Here is a 20,806-nt window from a genome sequence, read left to right on the forward strand (position 1 = left end):
CTATGTCACGCATCTTGGCTATCTCAGACATCCATGGTCATGTGGAAGGAGTGAAGCTGCTCCTGCAGAAAGCCGGCTATCAACCGCAGACTGACAAGCTTTTTTTCGTAGGGGATTACATCGACAAAGATCCAAGGACATGGAAATCACTCGATTACATCCGCGAAAGAGTCCAGCAAGGGGCAAAAGCCATCATCGGCAATCTGGAGATGTGGTATTTGGAAACCATTCATGAGAAAGGCAGCAGCTACCGGCAGGAGATAGGGGAGTGGCTGCAAACATTGCCGACCTACTTGACAGATGAAGATTATATCTTTGTTCACGCTGGCATGCGGCCTCATATCCCGATCAGCGAGCAAACGCGAGAGGACTTGTTGACGATCCGAAAAGACTTCTGGGGGGCGGAGCAAACACTGCCGCAGAAAATCATTTTCGGGCACACGCCGACGCATGTGATGGGAGCAAAGGAAGGCGAGATCTGGTGTCAGCCGGGGCGCATCGGCATTGATACGGGCGCGAAGCATCATATTCGGCTGACACTCGTCGATTTGACCAATCGCTGCGCCTACTCTTGCTCGACTGAAAAGCAAAGGCTTTACCAGGACACTCGTCTGAGCAGCTGGTAGCAGTTCAGAGAAATTCATGTGAAAGCAGTGACGCATGATTGGCTTGTTTTGTATGAACATACTTTCGAGCAAATAAAAGGGCTTGGGTTCGGGTTCGCACTGGACTTAAGCCCTTTTAATTGATCTACCACGTATTTGCAATCCGATCGAACGATCGCTCGACATAGCCAAAACCTATCCCCTCATAGTAAGTGAGCATTGGACATTGCCAGTAGACAGTGATAAAACAAGTATAAACAAAATTGACCGTGACCGTTTTCGTTGAACACGAACGGTTGCATCCACATTACTGAGAAACGCCGAGACGTTTTTCAAAGTATAATCAAGGGGGAACGGAACATGGAGTATTCCTTTTCAAAATCAGTAGAAGCATTATCCTCCTCGGCTGTCCGGGAAATCTTGAAGCTGACCCAAGGCAATCAAGTACTCTCGCTCGCTGGAGGCTTACCAGCAGAGGATTCATTTCCAATCGCAGAAATGCGTGAAGCTTTTGATCGTTCATTTGATTTGGGAGCAAAAGCCTTGCAATATGGTTTGACTGACGGCTATCTTCCGCTGCGTGAGTGGGTAGCTGAACGCATGAAACAGAAACAGATGAATGTTGGCGTGGACAATATGCTGCTCACCACCGGCTCCCAGCAGGCCGTCGACTTGCTTTGCCGAGTCTATTTGGACGAAGGCGACGTCGTGCTGGTAGAAAACCCTACTTACTTGGCTGCGGTCCAACTGTTCCAATTTCGTGGTATTCGCGCCATTCCGGTGGACGGAGACGATGAAGGAATGGATTTGGAGGACTTGGCAGCCAAAATCGCGAAGTACCGTCCGAAAATGGCGTACGTCATCCCGACCTTCGCCAACCCGACTGGCAAAGTGTGGTCTATGGAACGCCGACTCGGTTTGTTGAAACAATGTAAGGAAAACGACATTTTGATTCTGGAAGACGACCCTTACGGTGAAATCCAGTTTGATGGAAACGCGCCATATCGCTCCATCTTCTCACTCGATGAGCATCCGACTGATTCGTGTGTAGTCTACACCAGTACATTTTCCAAAATCGTTGCCCCTGGTCTGCGTACAGGATGGGCGATTGGCGACACGCGTGTGATCCAGATGATGGTCAAAGCGAAGCAAGCAGTGGATCTGCAATCGAGTACGATCGACCAGATTGCGCTGCACCAGCTATTGTCCCAATTTGATCTGGAATCGCATATTGCCAAAATCCGCGCCTCTTACAAAGAGCGCATGGAGTGGATGCACGAGCTGATGACGAAGCAGCAATGGGCTGGCGTTACATGGGAAAAGCCACGTGGTGGTATGTTCCTCTGGGTAAACCTGCCTGAAAATGTCGACTCCGAGAAGCTGCTGGCTCTCTGCGTAAAAGAAGGAGTGGCATTCGTTCCAGGCAAACCGTTCTATGCGGAAGAAGCAAAATCCAACACCATACGCCTGAACTACACGCTGCTGAACAAGGAAGATACAGAGCTGGCCATTACCCGACTGGGCAAAGCCTTGGCTCAATACCAGCAGCAAAATCAAGCAGTGACACAAGCATAAGCAATAAGCAAAGCGAAAAAGACAGCCTAGCATGGCTGTCTTTTTTTGTGCAGGCAGAGGTACGCGAAGCTAGCTTTCTAGCTTACACAAATTTGCTCTCCCCAGTGGACACCATCGCAGAATCCTCGTGAATCATCATTGCCGGGTATTGATAGACAGAGGAGTCTCTGTCGCACAGTTGAATCCATGCCTCTACACAGCTGGGATCAAAGTGAGTGCCGCTGTTTTTCTGTAAAAAGGAAATGGCCTCTTCATGGGACCAAGCTGTCCGATAAGCGCGATTGGAAGTGAGGGCATCATACACATCGGCGACGGCAACGATCCGAGCCATGAAGGGGATTTGTCCACCCTGGAGCTGGTCTGGGTAGCCGCTGCCATCCCATTTTTCGTGGTGCGAGCGAATGATGGATAGCTCGTCTTTCATAAAGCCGAGGTTCTTGCACATTTCATAGCCACGAACGGTGTGCTTTTCAATCACCTCTCGTTCGCCTGGGGTGAGCTTTCCTGGCTTGTTGAGAATGGGGTCGGGAATTTGGATTTTGCCAATGTCGTGAATAATGGTACCTTGTGCAACGGCGCGCAGCTGTTCTGGCCTTAGACGCAGCTCTTCTGCCAGCTTAAGCGCATAAAGTGCCACGCGAAAATTATGGCCGGCCGTATAACGATCCTTGCTCTCCGTAGCCACAATCAGTGCTTTCACACTCGGAGAAAGACAGTTCGTTATCCGCTCAATCGGATCTGTCGTAAACAAGGCACGTATCGCATCAGATAAGGAGTGCTTCAATGCGTATTGCCGGTACAGCCCTGTTATCATGACGATCATGGACGCGAGCAGCAGAAAATGATAGATCCACCAGCTGACTCGCCAGGATTCGCCCAGCTGCATGATGAGCTGCGAGGTGATCAGCCAACCTGCGCTGTAAACGATGGAGAGCTGGAGGGGAAACTGAGAATACTTGTAGGAACGATAGTAACGATACATGGTGATCGTATTGAAAAGTACGATGGTGCTCGTTAACAGCACGTTGACGGGTCTAGAATCCACTTGAATCCAATCGGCTAAATGAGGAAACAGCATACTGACGATCCCCGCGCTGAGCAAAAGCACGGTCCACACGGGAAGCAGAAGGCGGTGCCCACGAGATAGGATTTCGCTCCACCGATGATCGGCGGGAAAAGAAGACAGCCATAGCCAAAAGGCAGCAAGGAAAATACTGATTTGCGCGGCAACTCCAGGCAAGTGGGTCGCATGAAGCAAAAAATTGGGTGTGGATAATCCATGGACGGCAAAAGCAGCTGCGAGTGAGAGAAAGGCCAGGGACAGGACTTTTACTTTGCTATTGCGCAAGCGTGAACCAGCGACACCGACTGAGATGGCAAACAGGGCGCCGAGAAGGGCTACACAGGTGACGATGTAAAAATGCCCCTTTGGCAAAACGACCAACGGATCAAGTGATTCGTTCATTCGTAAAAACGTAAAGAACAAAAGGGGAACGATTGCGGCAAAGACAGGACCCAAATAGCTGCGAAAGAACATGAAAAACAGTCACCCACTTCAAGAAAATATCACCAGTACTCCTATCTCATCTCTTTATGGAAAAAGGCGGACCAATTGCTAAGCTTAGTCAATTGATCCGCCTTTTTAAGTTCCTAGCTGATGGCAAACCTTATTCTTCTGTCTCTTCCAGTGTGCAGATCGCACTTGGACGCTTAATGCGAAGGACCACGCATTCATAGACGCGGAACAGGCTGTTCATTTGTTCGTCTCCGAGGAAAGCAGAGTCGAAATCTTCCGCGATGGCCAAGTCGAGATTGTGGCGGCCAGTAGCGACGAGGACACCGCTGCGTCCTTTGATCGTTGGCGATTGGAAAACACCGTCTGTTACGAGATTGCGCACGTGCTCGATCTCGAGTACGTTTGTTCCTTTGTGTACACGGTGCAGCAGGGCGTACAGCTCAGGAGAAACTACGAGTGCATAAGGACCGCTGTGACCCATTTTCAGCAGCTTATTGCGAGCTTCCACGATGTCGGCAAATGCATTGCCGGACTCCATCCAGTCGCTCTTCAGATGGGTGAGGCGTCCTTTCACGTTCATCAAGCCCGGCAGATCGAATTCTGCAGCGCCATTGAAAATCAGATCGTCTTCCATCAGGGCGCCGCCGGCAGCTGCATTGGCAGCCGCACTCATGTCGAGTGGCATGCCCAGTGTACGAGCTTGCGCGACATCACGCCAGTAGAGCATGAAGTCTTTATACAGGATCGGGATAGTCATGCTGACACGGCGACTAGGCTGGGTCATTTCCAGCGACTCACCACGCAGGCTCAATCCACCGAAGCGGGACTCATCATAAACATCGTTGGTGATGGTCTGAATCCCTTCACCCAATGGTCCGTAGATATCGATAAAACGACGGCCAACCAGTTGACGGCGAGCCATGTCGATAACAGTTGCGTCCAGTTGGTTCCATTCTTCGTTCGTCAGGGGAGAATCCGGGTATTTACGAAGCTTGTCCATAGCGTTACCTCCAAGTCATACAGGATCGTTCTATTAATGAAGACCTTTTAAGCTGCCCACCGTCAGTCCCTTTTTACCAGAGACAGGGGCCTGTGGATGGGTGATCACGGATGCTACGCCCAAAGGCGCGCTCGCCGATGCTTTCAGGTGATCAACCTGATGAACATCGTGGCCTTCATCGTGATCAGTGAGATCCGTGGTATACACATCGGAAAAGCGCTCACTGAGCTTGCTCATGATGTCTTTCACCTGCAGATAGTCTGCATGTGTTTTTTCACGCATGCCATCGAGCTCCATGCGCGTCTCGTCATCCCGAAATTCGTACAGGGAAAGCTCCAGGTGCTCACGGAAATTGTGCAGTCCGAAGCGCTCCAGATTAATATCAGAAAGCAACTGGGACAGCTCGCGGTCACTCAATTGATCTGACTTTTTCTCGGCAGACAAAGATTCTAGATGAGGAACCAGCTGCTGCAGGCGTCCCATGCGTTGTTCTTCTTCTTCAAGAATGTGATGGTAGTACAGACGAGTGTGCTCGTCCTGGGCAGCGTCAATAATCGGCTGAATGATGCCCATGAAGCGATTGATGTAGCCTCTAGTGCGATCAAAAATGGTGTGCAGTTGTGTAAAGTCTTGCACCCTACGCCACCTCCTCACAAGTGATCTATTTCTTCATTATACATTTGGAAAAATACACCGGGCAAGACGTATGTACATTTTCCTGGATTTGTTCTACTTAAAAAGGATTTCCGTTCCTTTTCCGTACAATTCAAGCTCTGAATCCAAGGTTTTATTAAGTTTTGTTATTTTACAAAAAAGATATCGTGGAGAGTATTGTCAAACCTAAATGGGAATGATAATATTTATCAATAATAGTGATATTCATTATCAATTGAATAACTGAGAATCCGCATAGATCACATACACAATCAAAAATTTAGGGAGGTAACACGGTTATGTCATCCATTCTAGTCATTGGCGGGGATCGCCTCGGGAATATTATCGAGTTCTTGCAAGAGAGGGGATTCCAAGAAATCCATCACGTAACGGGAAGAAAAAGCTCGCAAACCGGAGTGAAAATACCAACGGGTACACATATGATCCTGGTGCTGACTGACTACGTCAATCACAATCTGGCTAAAACCGTAAAGAGCCAGGCAAAAGACCGGGAGCTGCCCATTCTCTTTTGTAAGCGCTCGTGTTCGGCTATTGCCAAGGCTTTTCACATGACAGCGTAAATACATATCATCGGTGGTGGACAGACTATCCTACGAGTCTGATACCAACGGAGGAATGTGCTATGGAACAAAATCGCTTGCATGAATTGCCTCTTGCGCAACTGTCGAATGCACAGCTGCAACAGCTCAAACAGGCTGAGGAACAAATCAATTCAGATGGTCAAAATGTTTATCTGATCGCATACGAGAAACAAGCCCCGTCCCGCTAGACGGGGTTTTTCCTATATGTCTATATGTGTACCCTTTTGGCATAGGCTACGCCGCTGTGGCGCAGCCAAGTTTACTTTTTCACGAATGGGTCCATGCAAGCGGCTTATTTGAACGCATATTGCTCCAGCTGGGATTTCAGGGCGTCAATCCCGATGGCAAAGCCAAGACATTGACTGGACTGGATGATAAAGGCGTTTAGACCAATGACTTCTCCGTTCAGATTGATGAGCGGTCCGCCGCTGTTGCCCGGATTGATGGCGGCATCTGTCTGAAAGATTTCTTCATACAAACGTTTGGCTACCTGCAATCTTCTGTTTTTTGCGCTGATGATACCAGCAGTGACCGAATTTTCCAAACCAAGTGGGGAGCCACTTGTTCCCGTAGAGGCAAAAACGAGCATGCATCAGCGAAACTGCAGATCGGTCAGAATGACTTCTCGATTTCTTTGATGGGCAATTTGCGAGCAGGCTTGTGCTTCCATACGTGCAATGAGCTGAGTAGTGAGCTGCCTTTTTTCTTCGCGAGTCGCGAAATTCCAGATCATATCCCAATTCGTCAAGAAGCTTTCTTTGTTCGTACTATCGGGTACAGTTGACTCGGCCTCTGCTTTGGCAGGGGATGGCGGTATGGCTTGGGATGTTAGCTCGTGCAGCTTGGATCGAAAAACGTCCAAGGAAATCAAGCCATTCTCATAAGCATCTTCCCAGCGCTTTCGCTTTTGCGAGAGCGTTTTTTCTTTGTGTGCCTCGACTTGCTGCTGGCTGCTGCCTTCTGCCGATTGGACAGTCGCAGCTGCTTCCCGAGATTCTTTCGGATACTGCATGAGCTGCTGCAGGAGGGCCTTCTCCACCCGATCCTCGCGAAGGGCGACAGAGGGGCAGGAGGCATCGTGCTTGGCGGAACAAACGTAGTAGATGTGTGCGTTTTTATTTCCTGCATCTGTCTGCGAGCGTGTCACCTTTCCGCGCATGGGAGAGCCGCAGTGGGAGCAGTAAAGCAGGCCGGAGTAAAGAAAAGAGGATGCGAGGACGCGAGGATGCCGGGAGCTCCTGTCGCGGATCTTTTGCTGGACCTGAAGAAAGGTATGCTCATCGACGATTGCCGGATGTGTGGATTCCTCGAGGAGCCAATCCTCAGGGGGATTTTGACGCTGGGTAGAGTCAGCATGATTCCAACGCAGCGCCCCATAGTAGACTGGATTTTTGAGCAGGCGTAAAACGGCACTTGCGCACCAGGGGGCTCCATTTTTGCCCCTCGCCCCTAAGCTGTTCGCTTGTTCCGCAATTTGGCGCGGGGATGCTCCCTGTAGGTACTGTTCGAACATCGTGTGAACGGTGCCAGCTTCCCCCGGATGCAGCTGCAGGGCTCCATCGACGAGCACATAGCCAAAGGGCGGGGGACCACCGGGGCGCTTTCTTTCCTTGACCATTTGCTCCATGCCGAGCTTGACTCGTTCGGCTAGATTTTCCCGTTCCCACTGCGCGAGTGCGGCCACCAAAGTAATGAATAGCCTTCCCATAGCTGTAGTCGTATCGTAGACCTCTGTACAGCTCTTAAAATGCACGCTGCAGCGTTCGAACTCCTGCAGAAGCTGGTACAGATCGAGCACAGACCGCGTGAGCCGATCTAGACGGTAGACGAGGACGACATCGATTTTTCCGCTTCGGACATCTTGTAAAAGTTCTGCCAGCGCTGGCCGGTTGGTATCCTTGGCACTGACGCCCTCATCCACGTAAAGCTTGCTGAGCGTCCAATCCTGAGAATGAACGTAAGAGAGCAGCTTTTCTCGCTGGGCAGGAATGGAAAATCCCTCGCGTGCCTGGTCCTCCGTGCTGACACGTATATAGACAGCTGTTCGCATGAGCTTCCCTCCTGTGGCTGCAACGTTGCTAGAGTCTACAGCAGGAAGGGTTTGCTTATGCCTGGACAAATAAAAAAAGCCCCGCAGCTCATCTTGGAGACGAGGCGGGGGACTACATCCACCGTTGACCCCATTCGTGAATGGATTCAATGACGGGACGCAGGTCTTTTCCTTTTTCCGTTAGGGTATATTCGATGCGAACAGGAATCTCTGGATACACTTTCCGTTCCAGAATTTCCAATTCCTCCAGTTCTTTTAACCGCTCGGACAACATTTTATCGCTCATTTGAGGAACCATTTCCCGGATGTCTTTAAAGCGTACCGCACCGCGCAACAGAACATGGAGGATCAAGCCAGTCCAGCGTTTTCCCAGGACGTTGATCGCCCCTTCGTATTTCGGACACATGTGTTCGCCAGCAAAATCCTGATTCATGACGAGTCACCTCTACCAAACATGTTTGAATTGATCTTTATTGTAGCACATGGACTTGAAAAAAGTAAGTAACATAAGTTTACCCTTGCATTTCTACTCATGTTCGCCTAAAAGCGGATAGGCTATGCACCCAATAAGCGGCAGGTCCAAGCCTGTTTCCCGTTAGGCTGTGCCAATGCCGGGCAAGGTGCACATACACTATGAAAAAGAGAAGGGATGAGTGCGGGTATGTCACCCAAAAAGATCATCGGCATCTTGGCTTGGAGAGAGGGGAAGCGCTTCGGAGAACCGGAGTATCTGAGAAGGCTGGTTCATGCGGGTCACTTGCTGGGGGCTGAGATATTTGTTTTCTCCCATCAAGACGTGTTCGCCAGCGAAAAGAAAATCAGAGGATTTGTCCCAAAGGAGTCAGGGGGATGGGAGAGCGGCTGGTTTGCTTGGCCGCAAATTGTGATCGATCGGTACCGCAGACGCGTGCCTGAATATATGAAGCTGCGACACGGCGGGCTTTTTGATTTTGCCAATAGCCCTTTCAGCAAAAAATGGCGGGTTACCCAGCTACTCGCAAAGGATGCACGGGTGAAGCGCTGGATCCCGGAGACTCATGTCTATGCTCCCGCCACCTTGAAGACGATGCTGGTAAAGCATCCGATTCTTTATGTGAAGCCCGGGAATGGCACAGGAGGCAAAAGCATTCTGAAGGTCGCGGAACGCGGCAGCAAGTATCAGCTGTCTGGACGTGACAAAAACTATGCCCGCAAGACGGCGAGCCTATCCGATCCTGCGGAAGTCGGTAAATGGGTCAAGCGCTGGGTAAACGAGCAGCGCATTCGCGACGGCAATTTTTTGTTGCAGCAAGGACTGGATTTGGAGCTTGTGCCCGATCGTGTCACGGATGTGCGCCTGTTGATCCAAAAGGATAAGAAAGGCGAATGGCGGGTGACGGGATGCGCTGTCCGGGTGGGAGAGAAGGGGAGCTCGACGTCCAATTTGCACGGAGGAGGCAAGGCCCTTCCATTTCATCTGTTAGTTTCCAGGCGCTTTGGCGAGGAGCGGGCTCAAAAGATTCTTCAGGAATGTCACCATATGGCCCATCAGGTAGCGATGGTTCTGGAAGAGCATTTTGGCCGCATGATGGAATTCGGACTTGATATCGGGGTAGATGTGCAGGGCAAAACGTGGCTGATAGAGGTCAATCCAAAGCCTGGCCGCGAAGTATTCCAGCAGATGGGCGCACTGGATTTATACGCGGAAGCCATTTGCAGACCCGTACAATATGCCTGTTACCTGATTGAGGAAAAAACGAAGAGGCTGACCAAAGAGGTGGAGCTGTCCTCGCGCCGGCGAAGGTAAGGCTGACCTTGCTGCGCTTTTTGGCTCTATGGCGACAAGTGGGGAACCGACACTGATGACCCATTCGCCTACCTTGGTATGGCTGGAGTTGCCTAAAGCCAGTGGGTACAGCTTGCAGTCTGCATCGATTTTGATCACGGCGTAATCCCGCACACGATCGGACAGAATCCGTTGTGCTTCGAATACACGGCCGTTAATCAGCTTGACGTAAATATTTTTGGATTTACCGATGACATGCTCACTGGTCAGGATGTACCCTTTGGGATGAAAAAGGAAGCCTGAACCAAAGCTGCGCTCCGTGGTGGATGGTGTTTCTTCTTCATTAATCAGGCTGCGTATCAAGGAATCCATGTTTTTGGAATGGGGAGCGTCCTCGGTGACGATGGAGACCACTCCCTCTTGGACTCGTTCCACGATGGGCACAAAAAAGTTGAAGGGATGCAAACTGCTGCTGCTCACGGGGTACTTTACCCGCGTATATTGGGACCATTTTTTACTTTTCACCGATTTCTCCCCCTACAGCAGATAGGTATGTATCATCTTATGGGGAGTGGATTGTGGAGGGAAGCCCAATTTTCCTAGCTTCGAGCATATATCACTGTTTATATATCATTATTTTTGATTGATATAATAAAGAAATAGCATTGGTATAATTATTAGAATCGAATTATAATACATTTAGTTAAAGAATATTTTGAACATAAAGGCTGCGCGGATACTCGCAAAGCGTAGAGAATCGATCTGCCCGAGCCGACACAGAGAGAAAAGAAAAGAACGGTAATGGAGGATGCGAAGAGATGGATGTAAAAACGATCATACTTGGCTTTTTGAGCTATGGTGAGATGAGTGGGTACGATATAAAGCAGGCATTTACCAACAGTATTGGCTTCTTTTATGATGCAAGCTTCGGGGCGATTTACCCAGCTTTGCGCAAGCTGGAAGAAGAAGGATACGTGACGAAGCAGGAAATCATTCAATCCGGCAAACCAAACAAAATTCTGTACCGCATTACAGAGCTCGGAAAAGAAACCTTCCTGCAGGAGATTCAGACGCCGATCGTTCCTGCTGTTCTCCGCTCCGATATGCTGGTTAAAATCTTCTTCGGAAAGAGCCGCAATGAAAAGGAACAGAAGGAATTGATGGAGAGCTGTATCGAAGTCCAGCGCCAGGTCTTGCAGCAAAGCCTTTCTACCTTTAAAAAGCTGGAAGCCTCTTTTGACGAGTATCAGCGCTTTTGCTGGGAATATACGATTCACCATTTGGAATCGACGATTGCGTTCCTGGAACAAAAGTCGTCTACTCTGCTGAAACAGCCCGCTTACTCAGGTTCATACTAACACAAGCCAAGTTTATGCCAAACCAAAAGTGAAGACTAGATGGTAGGATCCCCTCATTGTAGACAGAAAGGAGCAAGCGCTTACTATGTCTATGATGGGGGGATTTTCCTTCAAGCAACGCGGGTAATTCCTCCCGCGTTTTTTTATGGGGAAAAGGGTCGTACCTCCGGGAGTCACATCCGTTACAATTCGGGCACTAGGAGCAAGGGGAGGGCGGTTTGGAGCAGGCAATAAAGAAGGCACAACATCCAAAAGCTCCTGTGCATACAGGGGCTTTTATCTTGTTTCGTCCTCTTGTTAGTGCGGATCGCCTACATTCTGTTCCACAAAAATGAAGCGACCAAAGCCCGTTTGAATATCGGACTCAGGTCGCTTTGATTGCCGCATGCTTGCCCTAGGGGAGAGTGCTTCCCTTTTTCGGCTTGCCGTCTTACTTCAGATTTTCCGGATTGAGGCACTCGAGCTCTGGAATCACAAATCGTCCATCCTTGCGAATCAGACGATCATCAAACCAGATCTCTCCGCCGCCCCATTCAGGGCGCTGGATCATGACGAGATCCCAGTGAATGGAGGATTTGTTGCCATTGAACGCTTCGTCATAGGCTTGGCCTGGGGTAAAGTGGAAGCTGCCATCGATTTTTTCGTCAAACAAAATGTCTTTCATCGGGTTTTGGATGAAAGGATTCACTCCAATGGCAAACTCCCCAACGTAACGAGCGCCTTCATCCGTATCGAATACCTCGTTGATTTTTTCCGTATCGTTGGCAGTAGCCTCGATGATTTTGCCATCCTTGAAAGTCAGCTTAATATTGTCGTAGGTGTAGCCTTGGTACGGCGAAGGAGTGTTGTAGGAAATCGTCCCGTTTACCGAATCGCGCACAGGCGCTGTAAACACTTCCCCGTCAGGAATATTGGCGTTTCCAGCGCATTTGATGGCGGGAATTCCTTTGATGGAGAAAGTCAGGTCGGTGCCAGGACCAGTCAGGCGGACTTTGTCTGTCTTTTCCATCAGCTCGACCAGGCTGTCCATCGCACTGTCCATTTTGCCGTAATCCAACGTGCACACCTTGAAATAGAAATCCTCGAAGCCATCCGTGCTCATGTTGGCGAGCTGCGCCATGGATGGATTCGGGTAGCGGAGCACGACCCATTTCGTTTCCGGTACACGTACGTCCAGAACCGGACGCATCAACAGCTTGGAGTACAGCTGCATTTTATCACCAGGGACGTCTGCCAGCTCGCTGATGTTATCGCCGCCACGGATCCCGATGTAGCAGTCCATTTTTTTCATAAAGGAGACATCCGCATCGCGCATGACACCCAGCTGCGTTTCATTTGCTCCAAGCAGAAGCTCACGCTGGATCGTTTGGTCGATCAGCTGCACATAAGGGTGGCCGCCTGCTTCGTATACCTTGCTGATGACAGCTTTCACCAAATCATGAACTTGGCCGATCGCGTAAATCAATACGTTTTCACCGGGCTGCACGGTAGTGGAGTAGTTCACCAGTACATCTGCCAGTTGTTCGATACGAGAATCTTTCATAGGAAGAGTATCCCTCGCTTTCCATATCATTCAGTATGTATTGTACACAACACGCACACAAAAAAGCTACCCACGTGAATGGGTAGCGTGCGTAGAAACGCGCTTAACAGGATTCGGTTTTAATGTATATGCAGCACCGTACCTAAATGTTCCTGGTTAATCCAGACTGATTTATTCGCAGCCGCATCCTACAATTACCAGCAGGATGAACAAAATCAGTACAAGAGTGAATCCATCGAAACCGCCGTTAAAAATGCTACTCATATGAGAAACATCCTCCTTTAATGTGTTAAGCCTCTTGTGCTTACACCCATAACATATGGGTTTTCGCACAGCGCCGATACGGGCATATGCCCATTTTTGGGAAGATTCTTTTGGAGGGCGGCCAAGATTTCGAATCTGTAAGCGTTTCGATGTTTATTATTCTGAAAAGCAGGAAAAGCTAGAGGATACCAAAAGACTTTGCAATAGCGAAAGGATGTTAAATACATGCAAAGATCATTGTCCAGCCTCCAACACGATCTCGTACCCATCACCATTAATGTAGGGGAAGATTTTAAATCCATCGTCTGGAAAGCGCAATACGATATGGATTTCAATACGGAATGTCTGTTTTGCTTCTCCGAGCGCATTACCGGGTACCGAGTGGAAGATGAAGCAGGCCACGCAGGCAAGGTCGCTGTTTGCCCTCACTGTGAAAAAGTGAATGCGATTTACGCCTAACCTGTCTTTAAAACCAAGGGATATGACCTGAAAAAAGCGGTGCCTCCACAAGGCATCGCTTTTCTTTATCTGCCTCTGTATCCACCATGTACCACTTAGGGTTTAGCAGGATTGAAGAAGAGTTTCACGAATAGTACAGAGGTATACATATGTGGAATAGAGGTGAAAAGATGCAGAAGAAATGCAGCCGCTGCGGAAAAGACATGGAAATCGTGCTGCGCAACGTCGTGTACCGCAAACGGGTCAAGATCATGAACGTACCAGTGCACGTCTGCGTGGACGACTGCTGCGCCCATTCCCAGGTGGTTGATGTGATTAAAGACGATCTGAAATCACTGATGGAGGACTTGGGGCAGCATCCTGAGCGTCAGGCGATCGAATTCGAAGAAATGTCAGAGTTATCCAATATATTGGTTTTGGTTGCCAATGAAGGTCTGGACTCATCCGTACGCGATGTCTTGGGTGAGCGGGTTAACGAGCTTTTGGACTTATTCCTATTGGCACAGTCACTAGGAGACGAGAGCTGGATGCTGGAGTTGCGTGAAAGACTGACAAAAATCATGGTGTAAACGAAGGGGGAGGGGCGCCGGAAGAGGCGTCTTTTCTTTGTACAGTAAGAATTTATAAGATTCTTAGCCAGTATAAGTGCAACTATGGCTCCACCGTCAAGCTGGGCGGAGCCAAGTTTTCTAATGCACATGTATTTCTCCTGCACCGGTAACGTAGACTTTCAGCTGCCTGTTTCTGTATACTGAAAACCACAGGGTAGATGAAAAGGAGAGATACAGCGTGGCACAAAAACAGCTTTCCTCCACGGAGGATTTGAATCAGTTTGTCGCAGAGAGCGGAAAAAGACTTTTGTTTAAACACAGCACGACTTGCCCGATCAGCGCAACGGCGTATTCCGAATTCCAGTCGTTTTTGCAAGAGCAAAGCGTACCTGCAGCAGTGATTCACGTCATCGAAGACCGGCCCGTTTCCAATGCAGTCGCAGAGCGCTTCGGGATCAAGCATGAATCCCCGCAAATCTTCTTGTTGGATGACGGACAAGTAAAGTGGCATACGTCCCACTGGAAAATCACCAAGGATTCCATCACGGAAGCAGTGAAGGCCTAATAGAGAAAAGAGCTGTCAACTCCACGGAGTGAGCAGCTCTTTTTTCATACAGGTAATAATGAATGCGATTCTATCCGGTTTTCGTGCAGCGAAGCCGACTCTTCTGCTTTTACTCCCAATACAATTCGAGCTTGTCCCCGCTTTTTAGCTCCGTTTGGAAAGAGGCGACCTCACCATTTAACAGCATGACAAATCCCGAGATGCTTTCGCGATCCGGTTTTTCTAGTGAGAAGTCGACGTAGCGGAACACGTCACTGAAAACGGGAATGGTGGCCGGGGCAGATTTGACCGTAATGACAGCCCCATCCTCGACCAAATCCACGTCCTGTACTGTACGGCCATCCATGGTTATCGTCACATGGGCTACAGGGATCACGACCCGCTCCCCATTGAAGTGAACGGTAATGGACTCCTGCACCCATTCCTCGAGAGGGATTACCTCGCGAATAGGGGGAAGGGATACCTCTTCCAGTCGGTAGGTCAGCTCATCGCCTTGACGGATAGAATCCGATGGCGTGGCAGGCTTTCCGTTGACCTCCAGCGTGACCGTACGGGAAGGAAGCGTGTAAGTATGGCCGTTCACACTGAACTGGTACGGAGTCGTTTCCTGCTCCGAGCTGTCAACTACCCCGGCGATCTGCAATGCTTCGCCAACTGTTCGCGGCAGACGAATCTCCACTTCGCTGCGATCTGGCACCTCGGCATCAAGGGATTGCGGCTCCCCGTTAATGAGGATAACGGGTCCAAGAGACAGGGGCCGTTCGTTGCAGTGTATTTCCAACGTGTCCAGTTGGTCGAACAGGTCCTTGGCAGTTGCCTGAGCATCCGTTCCGTTCTCCCCTGCAACAACGACGATGGTATCTCCATCCTCCAAGGGAGCATCCAGACTGGAAGCCTGTCCGTTCTTTTCGATGACGGGCGGCGTCCCGTGCTTGCCTGGTATCATCTTCATTCTGCCATTGATCGTCACGGTCATCGCCAGTCCAGGGCGTCCATAGAGTCGACGAATGTCCATGCCAGCTCCGATCAAGGCATCGCCCAGCGTCATTTTCCGCAGGTCAAAAATTCGGATAGGCATGTCGTTGACAGTCACCGTGACGTAGCGCAAAGGATGGCGACGAGCCGCAACCGCGATTCCGACCGGTGTAACAAACTCAGGTCCTCCGAGCAGTGGATGATCGCCTACGTACTGCTTGATGGCATCTCCTCCACGGACGGCAACGCGAGCGGCTGGGATATTGAGTACCTGCGCCACTTTTGTTGTCAGCCCGGGTGTGAGGCTGCCGCCGCCAATCAGCATGACAGCCTGCGGTGCTTTTCCGTTCAGCTCGAGAATTTTAAAGGCGATTTTTTCCGCCAGCAAATGGATGTCCGACTCGATCGCAGCAATGACCTCTGCGCAGGGCAAGGTCTGCTCCACTCCCAAAATGTCAGTGAAAGTAACGGTTTCGTGTGTGGACAGAACTCGCTTGACCTCTTCCGCCATCGGAAAATCGAGCAGGTACGCATTCATCAGCGCGTCCGTGATCTCGTCCCCGGCTACCGGAACCATGCCGTAAGCTGTGATGGCTCCTTCCTCGGTCAAGGCGACGTCGGAGGTGCCCGCTCCGATATCTACGAGGGCGATATTCAGGCGGCGCATCGTTACAGGGATAAGCACATTGATCGCGGCGATCGGCTCCAGAGTCAAAGCCTGCATCTCCAGATCACAGCGCTTCAAAGCGGCGATCAGGGAGTCGACAACCACGCGAGGCAAAAAGGTAGCAATGACATCTGCGCTGGCTGTATCCCCGCGCTGATCGATCAAGCTGCCGATCAACTCGCCATCGAGGTGGTAGTTGACCACACTATACCCGACGCAATAATAACGGGTAACGTCCTGATCCTTCAGCTCCTGCGCCAGCTCGGCCTGGGCCTCCTGCACGGCAGCGAATTCCAGCGTGAGCACATCTTCACGGTTGATAAAGGCATGACGGGCAAGCGGCATGTCAGTCCGTACCCGACGAGTACGCAAGGAACGTCCTGCTGCTGCAACAGCTACTTGATGAAGCGGTCCGTACTTTTGTTCCAGCTCCTCTTTGATTTGCTGGATGACTTTGGCTACCGCCACGATATCGTGGATTTGCCCATCGAGCATGGAGCGCTCGTCGTGCTCTCTGATCGCACAATCAAGAACGCGGTATTGCTCACCGATCGCTTCCACGATCAGTCCGACTACGCTGCGTGTCCCGATATCTAAAGAAAAAATCAGCTCTGATTTGGCTGTTTCTGTATGCGCAGACAAAGGTAAGGTCACTCCTCGTTCTGGATGAATACCATGCAAAATATGTACATCTATCCAATTTATTCGACTTCGATCAAGGAGAATCCTGTCGAATAAAGGAATCTTCTGCGCGTTGACCAATATTTACAATTTACTTTCGCGCTTTTTGGCGCTAAACTGCTGACAAGGGCATTTGAATCGATTATAATAACCCTAATTTATCGAAAAGTACCCGTAGTGGCTGATCAGAAAACCATACTGAACTGGGCTTTTGGGCAATGCCTTCGTTGTACTTAGGTAAATGAGGTTTTTATAAAATCTTATTTGCAAATAAAAAGAGGAGAGTGGAGAGTCATGGCACACGATTTGATTGATAACATGCGCAAACAGATTGACGAAATCAACCTGCAAATTCTCGATCTGATCAACAAGCGCGCGACCCTGGTACAAGAGCTGGGCAAAGAAAAAGAAAAACAGGGCAGCAACCGATTCGATCCAGAGCGCGAGCGTCAAATGCTCAACCAGCTGGTAGAAAACAACAAAGGCCCATTCAATGACAATACAGTTCGTCATCTTTTCAAACAAATCTTCCAAGTATCCCTCGAATTGCAAAACGACGATAAGAAAAAGGTTTTGCTCGTCAGCCGCAAAAAGCAGGCGGAAGATACAGTAATCACGGTAAAAGGCGTAGAGTTCGGTGCCGGCAATCCGATCCTGATCGCAGGTCCTTGCTCGGTAGAAAGCTATGAGCAAGTAAAAGCAGTCGCGGAGAACCATGTGAAGCGCGGTCTGCGTACGCTTCGCGGCGGAGCATACAAGCCTCGCACGTCCCCATACGATTTCCAAGGTCTGGGTGAAGAGGGCCTGCAAATCCTCAAGCGCATCGGCGATGAGTACAACCTCGTTACCATCAGCGAGATCGTGACTCCAGCTGACCTGGAAATGGCGAGCCAATACATCGACGTGATCCAAATCGGTGCACGCAACATGCAAAACTTCGAACTGCTGAAAGCAGCTGGTCGTCTGAACAAGCCGATCCTGCTGAAACGCGGTTTGTCTGCAACGATCGAAGAATTCATCTACGCTGCAGAATACATCCTGTCCGAGGGCAATACGCAAGTCATGCTGTGTGAGCGCGGTATCCGCACCTATGAAAAAGCGACTCGCAACACACTGGACATCTCGGCAGTACCACTCCTGAAGCAAGAAACGCACTTGCCAGTGTTCGTAGACGTGACACACTCTACTGGTCGTCGCGATCTGCTCTTGCCTACCGCAAAAGCGGGTATCGCTGTCGGATCTGACGGTATCATGGTCGAAGTTCACCCGGATCCAGACGTGGCTTTGTCCGATGCCAAACAACAGCTGAACATCCCAGACTTCAACAAATTTGTTGACGATCTGCTCGCTTCTGGTCTGTACAAAGGTGAAGTAGTCGCTGCACGCGGTTAATTTGAAAGCGTAAAGTGTAGTCGGAGGTCTTTCCTGCACGCAGGAGAGGCCTCTTCTAATTTGACGAACAGATGGTGAGCAAGTAAGCTAGACTTACGTGCTGTTAAGGCAGAAGGGGGATGTGCCGGATGAATGAACACGACCAATGCTGCTCGGCTGAACGTTCAACGATGCGTTCTGACAAGATCAAGTCAAACCTCGTGTCCCGTCTCAATCGCGTAGAGGGCCAAATTCGCGGGATTCGCGGAATGGTAGAGAAGGATGTGTACTGTGATGACATCCTGAACCAGATCGCGGCAGTCCAATCCGCGCTGAACGCAGTGGGCAAGATCCTACTCGAAGGGCACATGCGCAGCTGTGTCATGGAGCGGATTCAGCAGGGGGACGAGGAAGTCATTGACGAACTGCTGAAAACGATGAATAAATTAATGAAGTAACGCGTATAGAGACAAGCTAAAAACAATTGCAACCACGTACAGCTTGTCGTATCATAGGTGCATATATTTATGAAAATGATTATGAAAACCATTAAATGGGGAAAGTGAGGGTGTGTGATGCCGGTTACGATCTACGACGTGGCTAGAGAAGCGGGGGTTTCGATGGCGACCGTGTCCCGGGTTGTCAACGGAAATCCCAATGTGAAGCCGTTGACCCGGAAAAAAGTATTAGCTGCAATTGAACGATTGGGATATCGTCCAAATGCGGTAGCGCGAGGACTCGCCAGCAAAAAGACAACAACGGTCGGTGTCATTATCCCGGATATCTCCAGTTTGTTTTTTTCAGAGTTGGCGCGAGGGATTGAAGATATCGCGACCATGTACAAGTACAACATCATTTTGTGCAACTCCGACCAAAGAATGGAAAAGGAATTGCAATTAATCAATACATTGCTGGAAAAACAGGTGGACGGGCTGTTGTTCATGGGTGCGGAGATCAAGGAAGATCATCTGCAGGCGCTCACTAGCACATCCGTACCAACCGTTCTGGCAGCGACTCGCGATGCAGATAACGCACTGCCATCTGTTACGATTGATCATTTCCAAGCGGGATACGATGCGACAAAAGCTTTGATCGACCGCGGTCACAAGCGTGTCGCGATGATTACTGGACCGCTGAATGATCCACTGAGTGGTCTGATGCGTTTTGAGGGCTACAAAAAAGCGTTGGTTGACGCGGGAATTGGACTGAATGAAGACCTCGTTGCTAACGGGAACTTCTTCTACGAGTCCGGTCTGACAAAGACAAAACAGTTTCTGCAGCTGTCGGAACCGCCTACTGCGATTTTTGCCGCAAACGACGAGATGGCGATCGGAGCGATTCATGCGATCCAGGATTCCGGTTTAAACGTGCCAAACGATGTGGAAGTGATCGGGCATGATAATATCCGCCTGGTTGAGATGGTACGTCCGCGTCTGACCTCTGTCGTGCAGCCGATGTATGATATCGGAGCAGTTGCAATGCGCCTGTTGACCAAGTACATGAACAATGAACATGTGGAAGAGCATGTCGTATTGCTGCCACATCGAATCGAATACAGAGAAAGCACCAGACCCGAGCAAGAATAAGACGGGCAGATTGGACGAGCAAGAGGAGGAAATTAGGGATGCGGATCGGCATTATTGGTGCGATGGATGAAGAAATCGCACTGTATTTGGAAGCCATGCAGCAGACAAAGCAAACTGTAAAAGCGGGCATTACTTACTATGAAGGCCAGATGGAAGGCAAAGAGGTCGTCCTCTGCAAATCGGGAGTAGGAAAAGTCAACGCTGCGGTTACTACACAGATTTTGATCGACACGTTCCAGGTGGATCGGGTGATCTTTACAGGGGTAGCGGGTGCAGTGCATCCAGCGCTGAATATTGGAGATATCGTCGTTTCGACAGATTGCATCCAGCATGACATCGATGTATCGCCACTCGGCTTTGCGCCAGGTCAGATTCCGTTTACGGAGCAGTGGGTCTGGAAAGCCGATGAAGAGTTGATGCAGCAAGCGATCGATGCTGGTCAAAAGCTAGAGGCAGATGTGCAGGTAGTGAGCGGACGCATCCTGTCCGGCGACCAGTTCGTTGCCAGCCGCGAAAAAGTACAGTGGCTGTATGAGCAGTTTGAAGCGCATTGCACGGAAATGGAAGGAGCTTCCGTCGGACAAGTTTGCGCGATGAATGATGTGCCATTCGTCGTCGTGCGCTCCATGTCGGACAAGGCGGATGGTTCTGCGCATGTCAACTTTGTGGAATTCACAAAACTCGCCTCCGAGCGATCCTATGCGATTGTCCGCAATATGCTGACGGCAGCTTCGGAAGGTTCTGCGGTCATCGTCTACTCCACACAGAACTGCATTGACTGCAATCTGGTCAAGCAATGGCTGACCGCCAAGGGACTTGCTTTTGAAGTGCGCGATGTTATGACTAGCCGCGCCTATCAGGAGGAAGTGGAGCGCTTTGGCTTCATGGGTGTTCCTGTGACAGTCGTCGGCGACAAAGCGGTAAAAGGGTATCAGCCAGCTGAGCTGGAGCAGCTCGTGAGCAGCCTGTCATCCAACTAGCCTTTGGCAACGAAGTGCTCATAGTGACTATCATACACA

General features: G+C 50.1%; 23 protein-coding genes. 13 read left to right on the forward strand and 10 right to left on the reverse strand.

Annotated features, from left to right (window positions below; genetic code table 11):
• The first annotated feature begins 2 nt into the window (after positions 1 to 2).
• Together EDM55_RS15155 and EDM55_RS15160 are read left to right on the forward strand one after the other, a co-directional pair.
• Positions 3 to 626: a metallophosphoesterase gene (locus EDM55_RS15155; protein WP_092268771.1), complete on the forward strand. Its 624-nt coding sequence runs from the start codon at positions 3 to 5 to the stop codon at positions 624 to 626.
• 339 nt (positions 627 to 965) lie between these two features.
• On the forward strand, positions 966 to 2,180 hold the full coding sequence (locus tag EDM55_RS15160) for an aminotransferase-like domain-containing protein (protein ID WP_122960665.1): 1,215 nt from the start codon (positions 966 to 968) through the stop codon (positions 2,178 to 2,180).
• Positions 2,181 to 2,262: 82 nt separating this feature from the next.
• Here the strand turns inward: EDM55_RS15160 and EDM55_RS15165 are convergent, their stop codons facing one another.
• The 3 genes from EDM55_RS15165 to EDM55_RS15175 all read right to left on the reverse strand — a co-directional run bounded on the left by EDM55_RS15165 (position 2,263) and on the right by EDM55_RS15175 (position 5,332).
• Positions 2,263 to 3,717 (reverse strand): HD-GYP domain-containing protein, encoded by a 1,455-nt coding sequence (locus EDM55_RS15165; RefSeq protein WP_122960666.1) that lies wholly within the window; start codon positions 3,715 to 3,717, stop codon positions 2,263 to 2,265.
• A gap of 130 nt (positions 3,718 to 3,847) precedes the next feature.
• A complete protein-coding gene (locus EDM55_RS15170) occupies positions 3,848 to 4,696 on the reverse strand; it encodes a family 1 encapsulin nanocompartment shell protein (protein WP_122926168.1) in 849 nt (282 codons plus the stop codon).
• 33 nt (positions 4,697 to 4,729) lie between these two features.
• Positions 4,730 to 5,332: an IMEF encapsulin system ferritin-like cargo protein gene (locus EDM55_RS15175; RefSeq protein WP_122960667.1), complete on the reverse strand. Its 603-nt coding sequence runs from the start codon at positions 5,330 to 5,332 to the stop codon at positions 4,730 to 4,732.
• Positions 5,333 to 5,649: 317 nt separating this feature from the next.
• On the opposite strand from EDM55_RS15175, the gene EDM55_RS15180 reads away from it, so the two are divergent.
• Both EDM55_RS15180 and EDM55_RS30295 read left to right on the forward strand, forming a co-directional pair.
• Entirely contained in the window at positions 5,650 to 5,931 is a 282-nt protein-coding gene (locus EDM55_RS15180) for a DUF2325 domain-containing protein (protein ID WP_092268781.1), read from the forward strand.
• 62 nt (positions 5,932 to 5,993) lie between these two features.
• On the forward strand, positions 5,994 to 6,140 hold the full coding sequence (locus tag EDM55_RS30295; protein WP_170184463.1) for a hypothetical protein: 147 nt from the start codon (positions 5,994 to 5,996) through the stop codon (positions 6,138 to 6,140).
• A 104-nt stretch (positions 6,141 to 6,244) separates the two neighbouring features.
• On the opposite strand, the gene EDM55_RS15185 is transcribed toward EDM55_RS30295, so the two are convergent.
• The 3 genes from EDM55_RS15185 to EDM55_RS15195 form a co-directional block, all read right to left on the reverse strand.
• Positions 6,245 to 6,541 carry a S1C family serine protease gene (locus EDM55_RS15185; protein ID WP_122960668.1) on the reverse strand — a complete coding sequence of 99 codons (297 nt, stop codon included), beginning with the start codon at positions 6,539 to 6,541 and terminating at the stop codon, positions 6,245 to 6,247.
• Positions 6,542 to 6,544: 3 nt separating this feature from the next.
• Positions 6,545 to 8,002, reverse strand: a complete 1,458-nt coding sequence (locus EDM55_RS15190) for a recombinase family protein (RefSeq protein ID WP_122960669.1) — start codon at positions 8,000 to 8,002, stop codon at positions 6,545 to 6,547.
• A 112-nt stretch (positions 8,003 to 8,114) separates the two neighbouring features.
• Positions 8,115 to 8,435 (reverse strand): winged helix-turn-helix transcriptional regulator, encoded by a 321-nt coding sequence (locus EDM55_RS15195; RefSeq protein ID WP_092268787.1) that lies wholly within the window; start codon positions 8,433 to 8,435, stop codon positions 8,115 to 8,117.
• A gap of 228 nt (positions 8,436 to 8,663) precedes the next feature.
• On the opposite strand from EDM55_RS15195, the gene EDM55_RS15200 reads away from it, so the two are divergent.
• The gene (locus EDM55_RS15200; RefSeq protein WP_122960670.1) at positions 8,664 to 9,788 is read left to right on the forward strand and encodes a YheC/YheD family endospore coat-associated protein; all 1,125 of its coding nucleotides are present in this window, start codon (positions 8,664 to 8,666) and stop codon (positions 9,786 to 9,788) included.
• Here EDM55_RS15200 and EDM55_RS15205 read toward each other — a convergent pair.
• Positions 9,678 to 10,292, reverse strand: coding sequence for a trypsin-like peptidase domain-containing protein (locus tag EDM55_RS15205; protein ID WP_122960671.1), 615 nt, complete (start codon positions 10,290 to 10,292; stop codon positions 9,678 to 9,680). The genes EDM55_RS15200 and EDM55_RS15205 overlap by 111 nt on opposite strands.
• Before the next feature lie 293 nt (positions 10,293 to 10,585).
• Here EDM55_RS15205 and EDM55_RS15210 point away from each other — a divergent pair, with 293 nt between their 5' ends.
• The gene (locus EDM55_RS15210) at positions 10,586 to 11,125 is read left to right on the forward strand and encodes a PadR family transcriptional regulator (RefSeq protein WP_092268793.1); all 540 of its coding nucleotides are present in this window, start codon (positions 10,586 to 10,588) and stop codon (positions 11,123 to 11,125) included.
• A 430-nt stretch (positions 11,126 to 11,555) separates the two neighbouring features.
• Here the strand turns inward: EDM55_RS15210 and EDM55_RS15215 are convergent, their stop codons facing one another.
• Positions 11,556 to 12,668, reverse strand: a complete 1,113-nt coding sequence (locus tag EDM55_RS15215; protein WP_092268795.1) for an aminopeptidase — start codon at positions 12,666 to 12,668, stop codon at positions 11,556 to 11,558.
• Between the two features lie 171 nt (positions 12,669 to 12,839).
• The gene (locus EDM55_RS15220) at positions 12,840 to 12,932 is read right to left on the reverse strand and encodes a YjcZ family sporulation protein (protein ID WP_092268797.1); all 93 of its coding nucleotides are present in this window, start codon (positions 12,930 to 12,932) and stop codon (positions 12,840 to 12,842) included.
• Between the two features lie 225 nt (positions 12,933 to 13,157).
• On the opposite strand from EDM55_RS15220, the gene EDM55_RS15225 reads away from it, so the two are divergent.
• The 3 genes from EDM55_RS15225 (at position 13,158) to ytxJ (ending at position 14,507) form a co-directional block, all read left to right on the forward strand.
• Positions 13,158 to 13,391 carry a hypothetical protein gene (locus EDM55_RS15225; protein WP_092268799.1) on the forward strand — a complete coding sequence of 78 codons (234 nt, stop codon included), beginning with the start codon at positions 13,158 to 13,160 and terminating at the stop codon, positions 13,389 to 13,391.
• A 170-nt stretch (positions 13,392 to 13,561) separates the two neighbouring features.
• Positions 13,562 to 13,960: a hypothetical protein gene (locus tag EDM55_RS15230; protein ID WP_092268801.1), complete on the forward strand. Its 399-nt coding sequence runs from the start codon at positions 13,562 to 13,564 to the stop codon at positions 13,958 to 13,960.
• Positions 13,961 to 14,180: 220 nt separating this feature from the next.
• Positions 14,181 to 14,507: a bacillithiol system redox-active protein YtxJ gene (gene ytxJ, locus EDM55_RS15235; RefSeq protein ID WP_092268803.1), complete on the forward strand. Its 327-nt coding sequence runs from the start codon at positions 14,181 to 14,183 to the stop codon at positions 14,505 to 14,507.
• 109 nt (positions 14,508 to 14,616) lie between these two features.
• Here ytxJ and EDM55_RS15240 read toward each other — a convergent pair whose 3' ends face one another.
• Positions 14,617 to 16,791 (reverse strand): cell division protein FtsA, encoded by a 2,175-nt coding sequence (locus EDM55_RS15240; RefSeq protein ID WP_122960672.1) that lies wholly within the window; start codon positions 16,789 to 16,791, stop codon positions 14,617 to 14,619.
• Between the two features lie 333 nt (positions 16,792 to 17,124).
• Between EDM55_RS15240 and EDM55_RS15245 the strand changes: the two genes are divergently transcribed.
• The 4 genes from EDM55_RS15245 (at position 17,125) to EDM55_RS15260 (ending at position 20,767) form a co-directional block, all read left to right on the forward strand.
• Positions 17,125 to 18,222 carry a bifunctional 3-deoxy-7-phosphoheptulonate synthase/chorismate mutase gene (locus EDM55_RS15245; RefSeq protein ID WP_092268809.1) on the forward strand — a complete coding sequence of 366 codons (1,098 nt, stop codon included), beginning with the start codon at positions 17,125 to 17,127 and terminating at the stop codon, positions 18,220 to 18,222.
• 128 nt (positions 18,223 to 18,350) lie between these two features.
• Positions 18,351 to 18,659, forward strand: coding sequence for a metal-sensitive transcriptional regulator (locus EDM55_RS15250; protein WP_092268811.1), 309 nt, complete (start codon positions 18,351 to 18,353; stop codon positions 18,657 to 18,659).
• A 117-nt stretch (positions 18,660 to 18,776) separates the two neighbouring features.
• Positions 18,777 to 19,787 carry a catabolite control protein A gene (gene ccpA / locus EDM55_RS15255; RefSeq protein WP_092268813.1) on the forward strand — a complete coding sequence of 337 codons (1,011 nt, stop codon included), beginning with the start codon at positions 18,777 to 18,779 and terminating at the stop codon, positions 19,785 to 19,787.
• A 38-nt stretch (positions 19,788 to 19,825) separates the two neighbouring features.
• Entirely contained in the window at positions 19,826 to 20,767 is a 942-nt protein-coding gene (locus tag EDM55_RS15260; RefSeq protein ID WP_122960673.1) for a 5'-methylthioadenosine/adenosylhomocysteine nucleosidase, read from the forward strand.
• Positions 20,768 to 20,806: the final 39 nt, after the last annotated feature.

Source organism: Brevibacillus centrosporus (assembly GCF_003710815.1).
Lineage (GTDB): Bacteria > Bacillota > Bacilli > Brevibacillales > Brevibacillaceae > Brevibacillus > Brevibacillus centrosporus.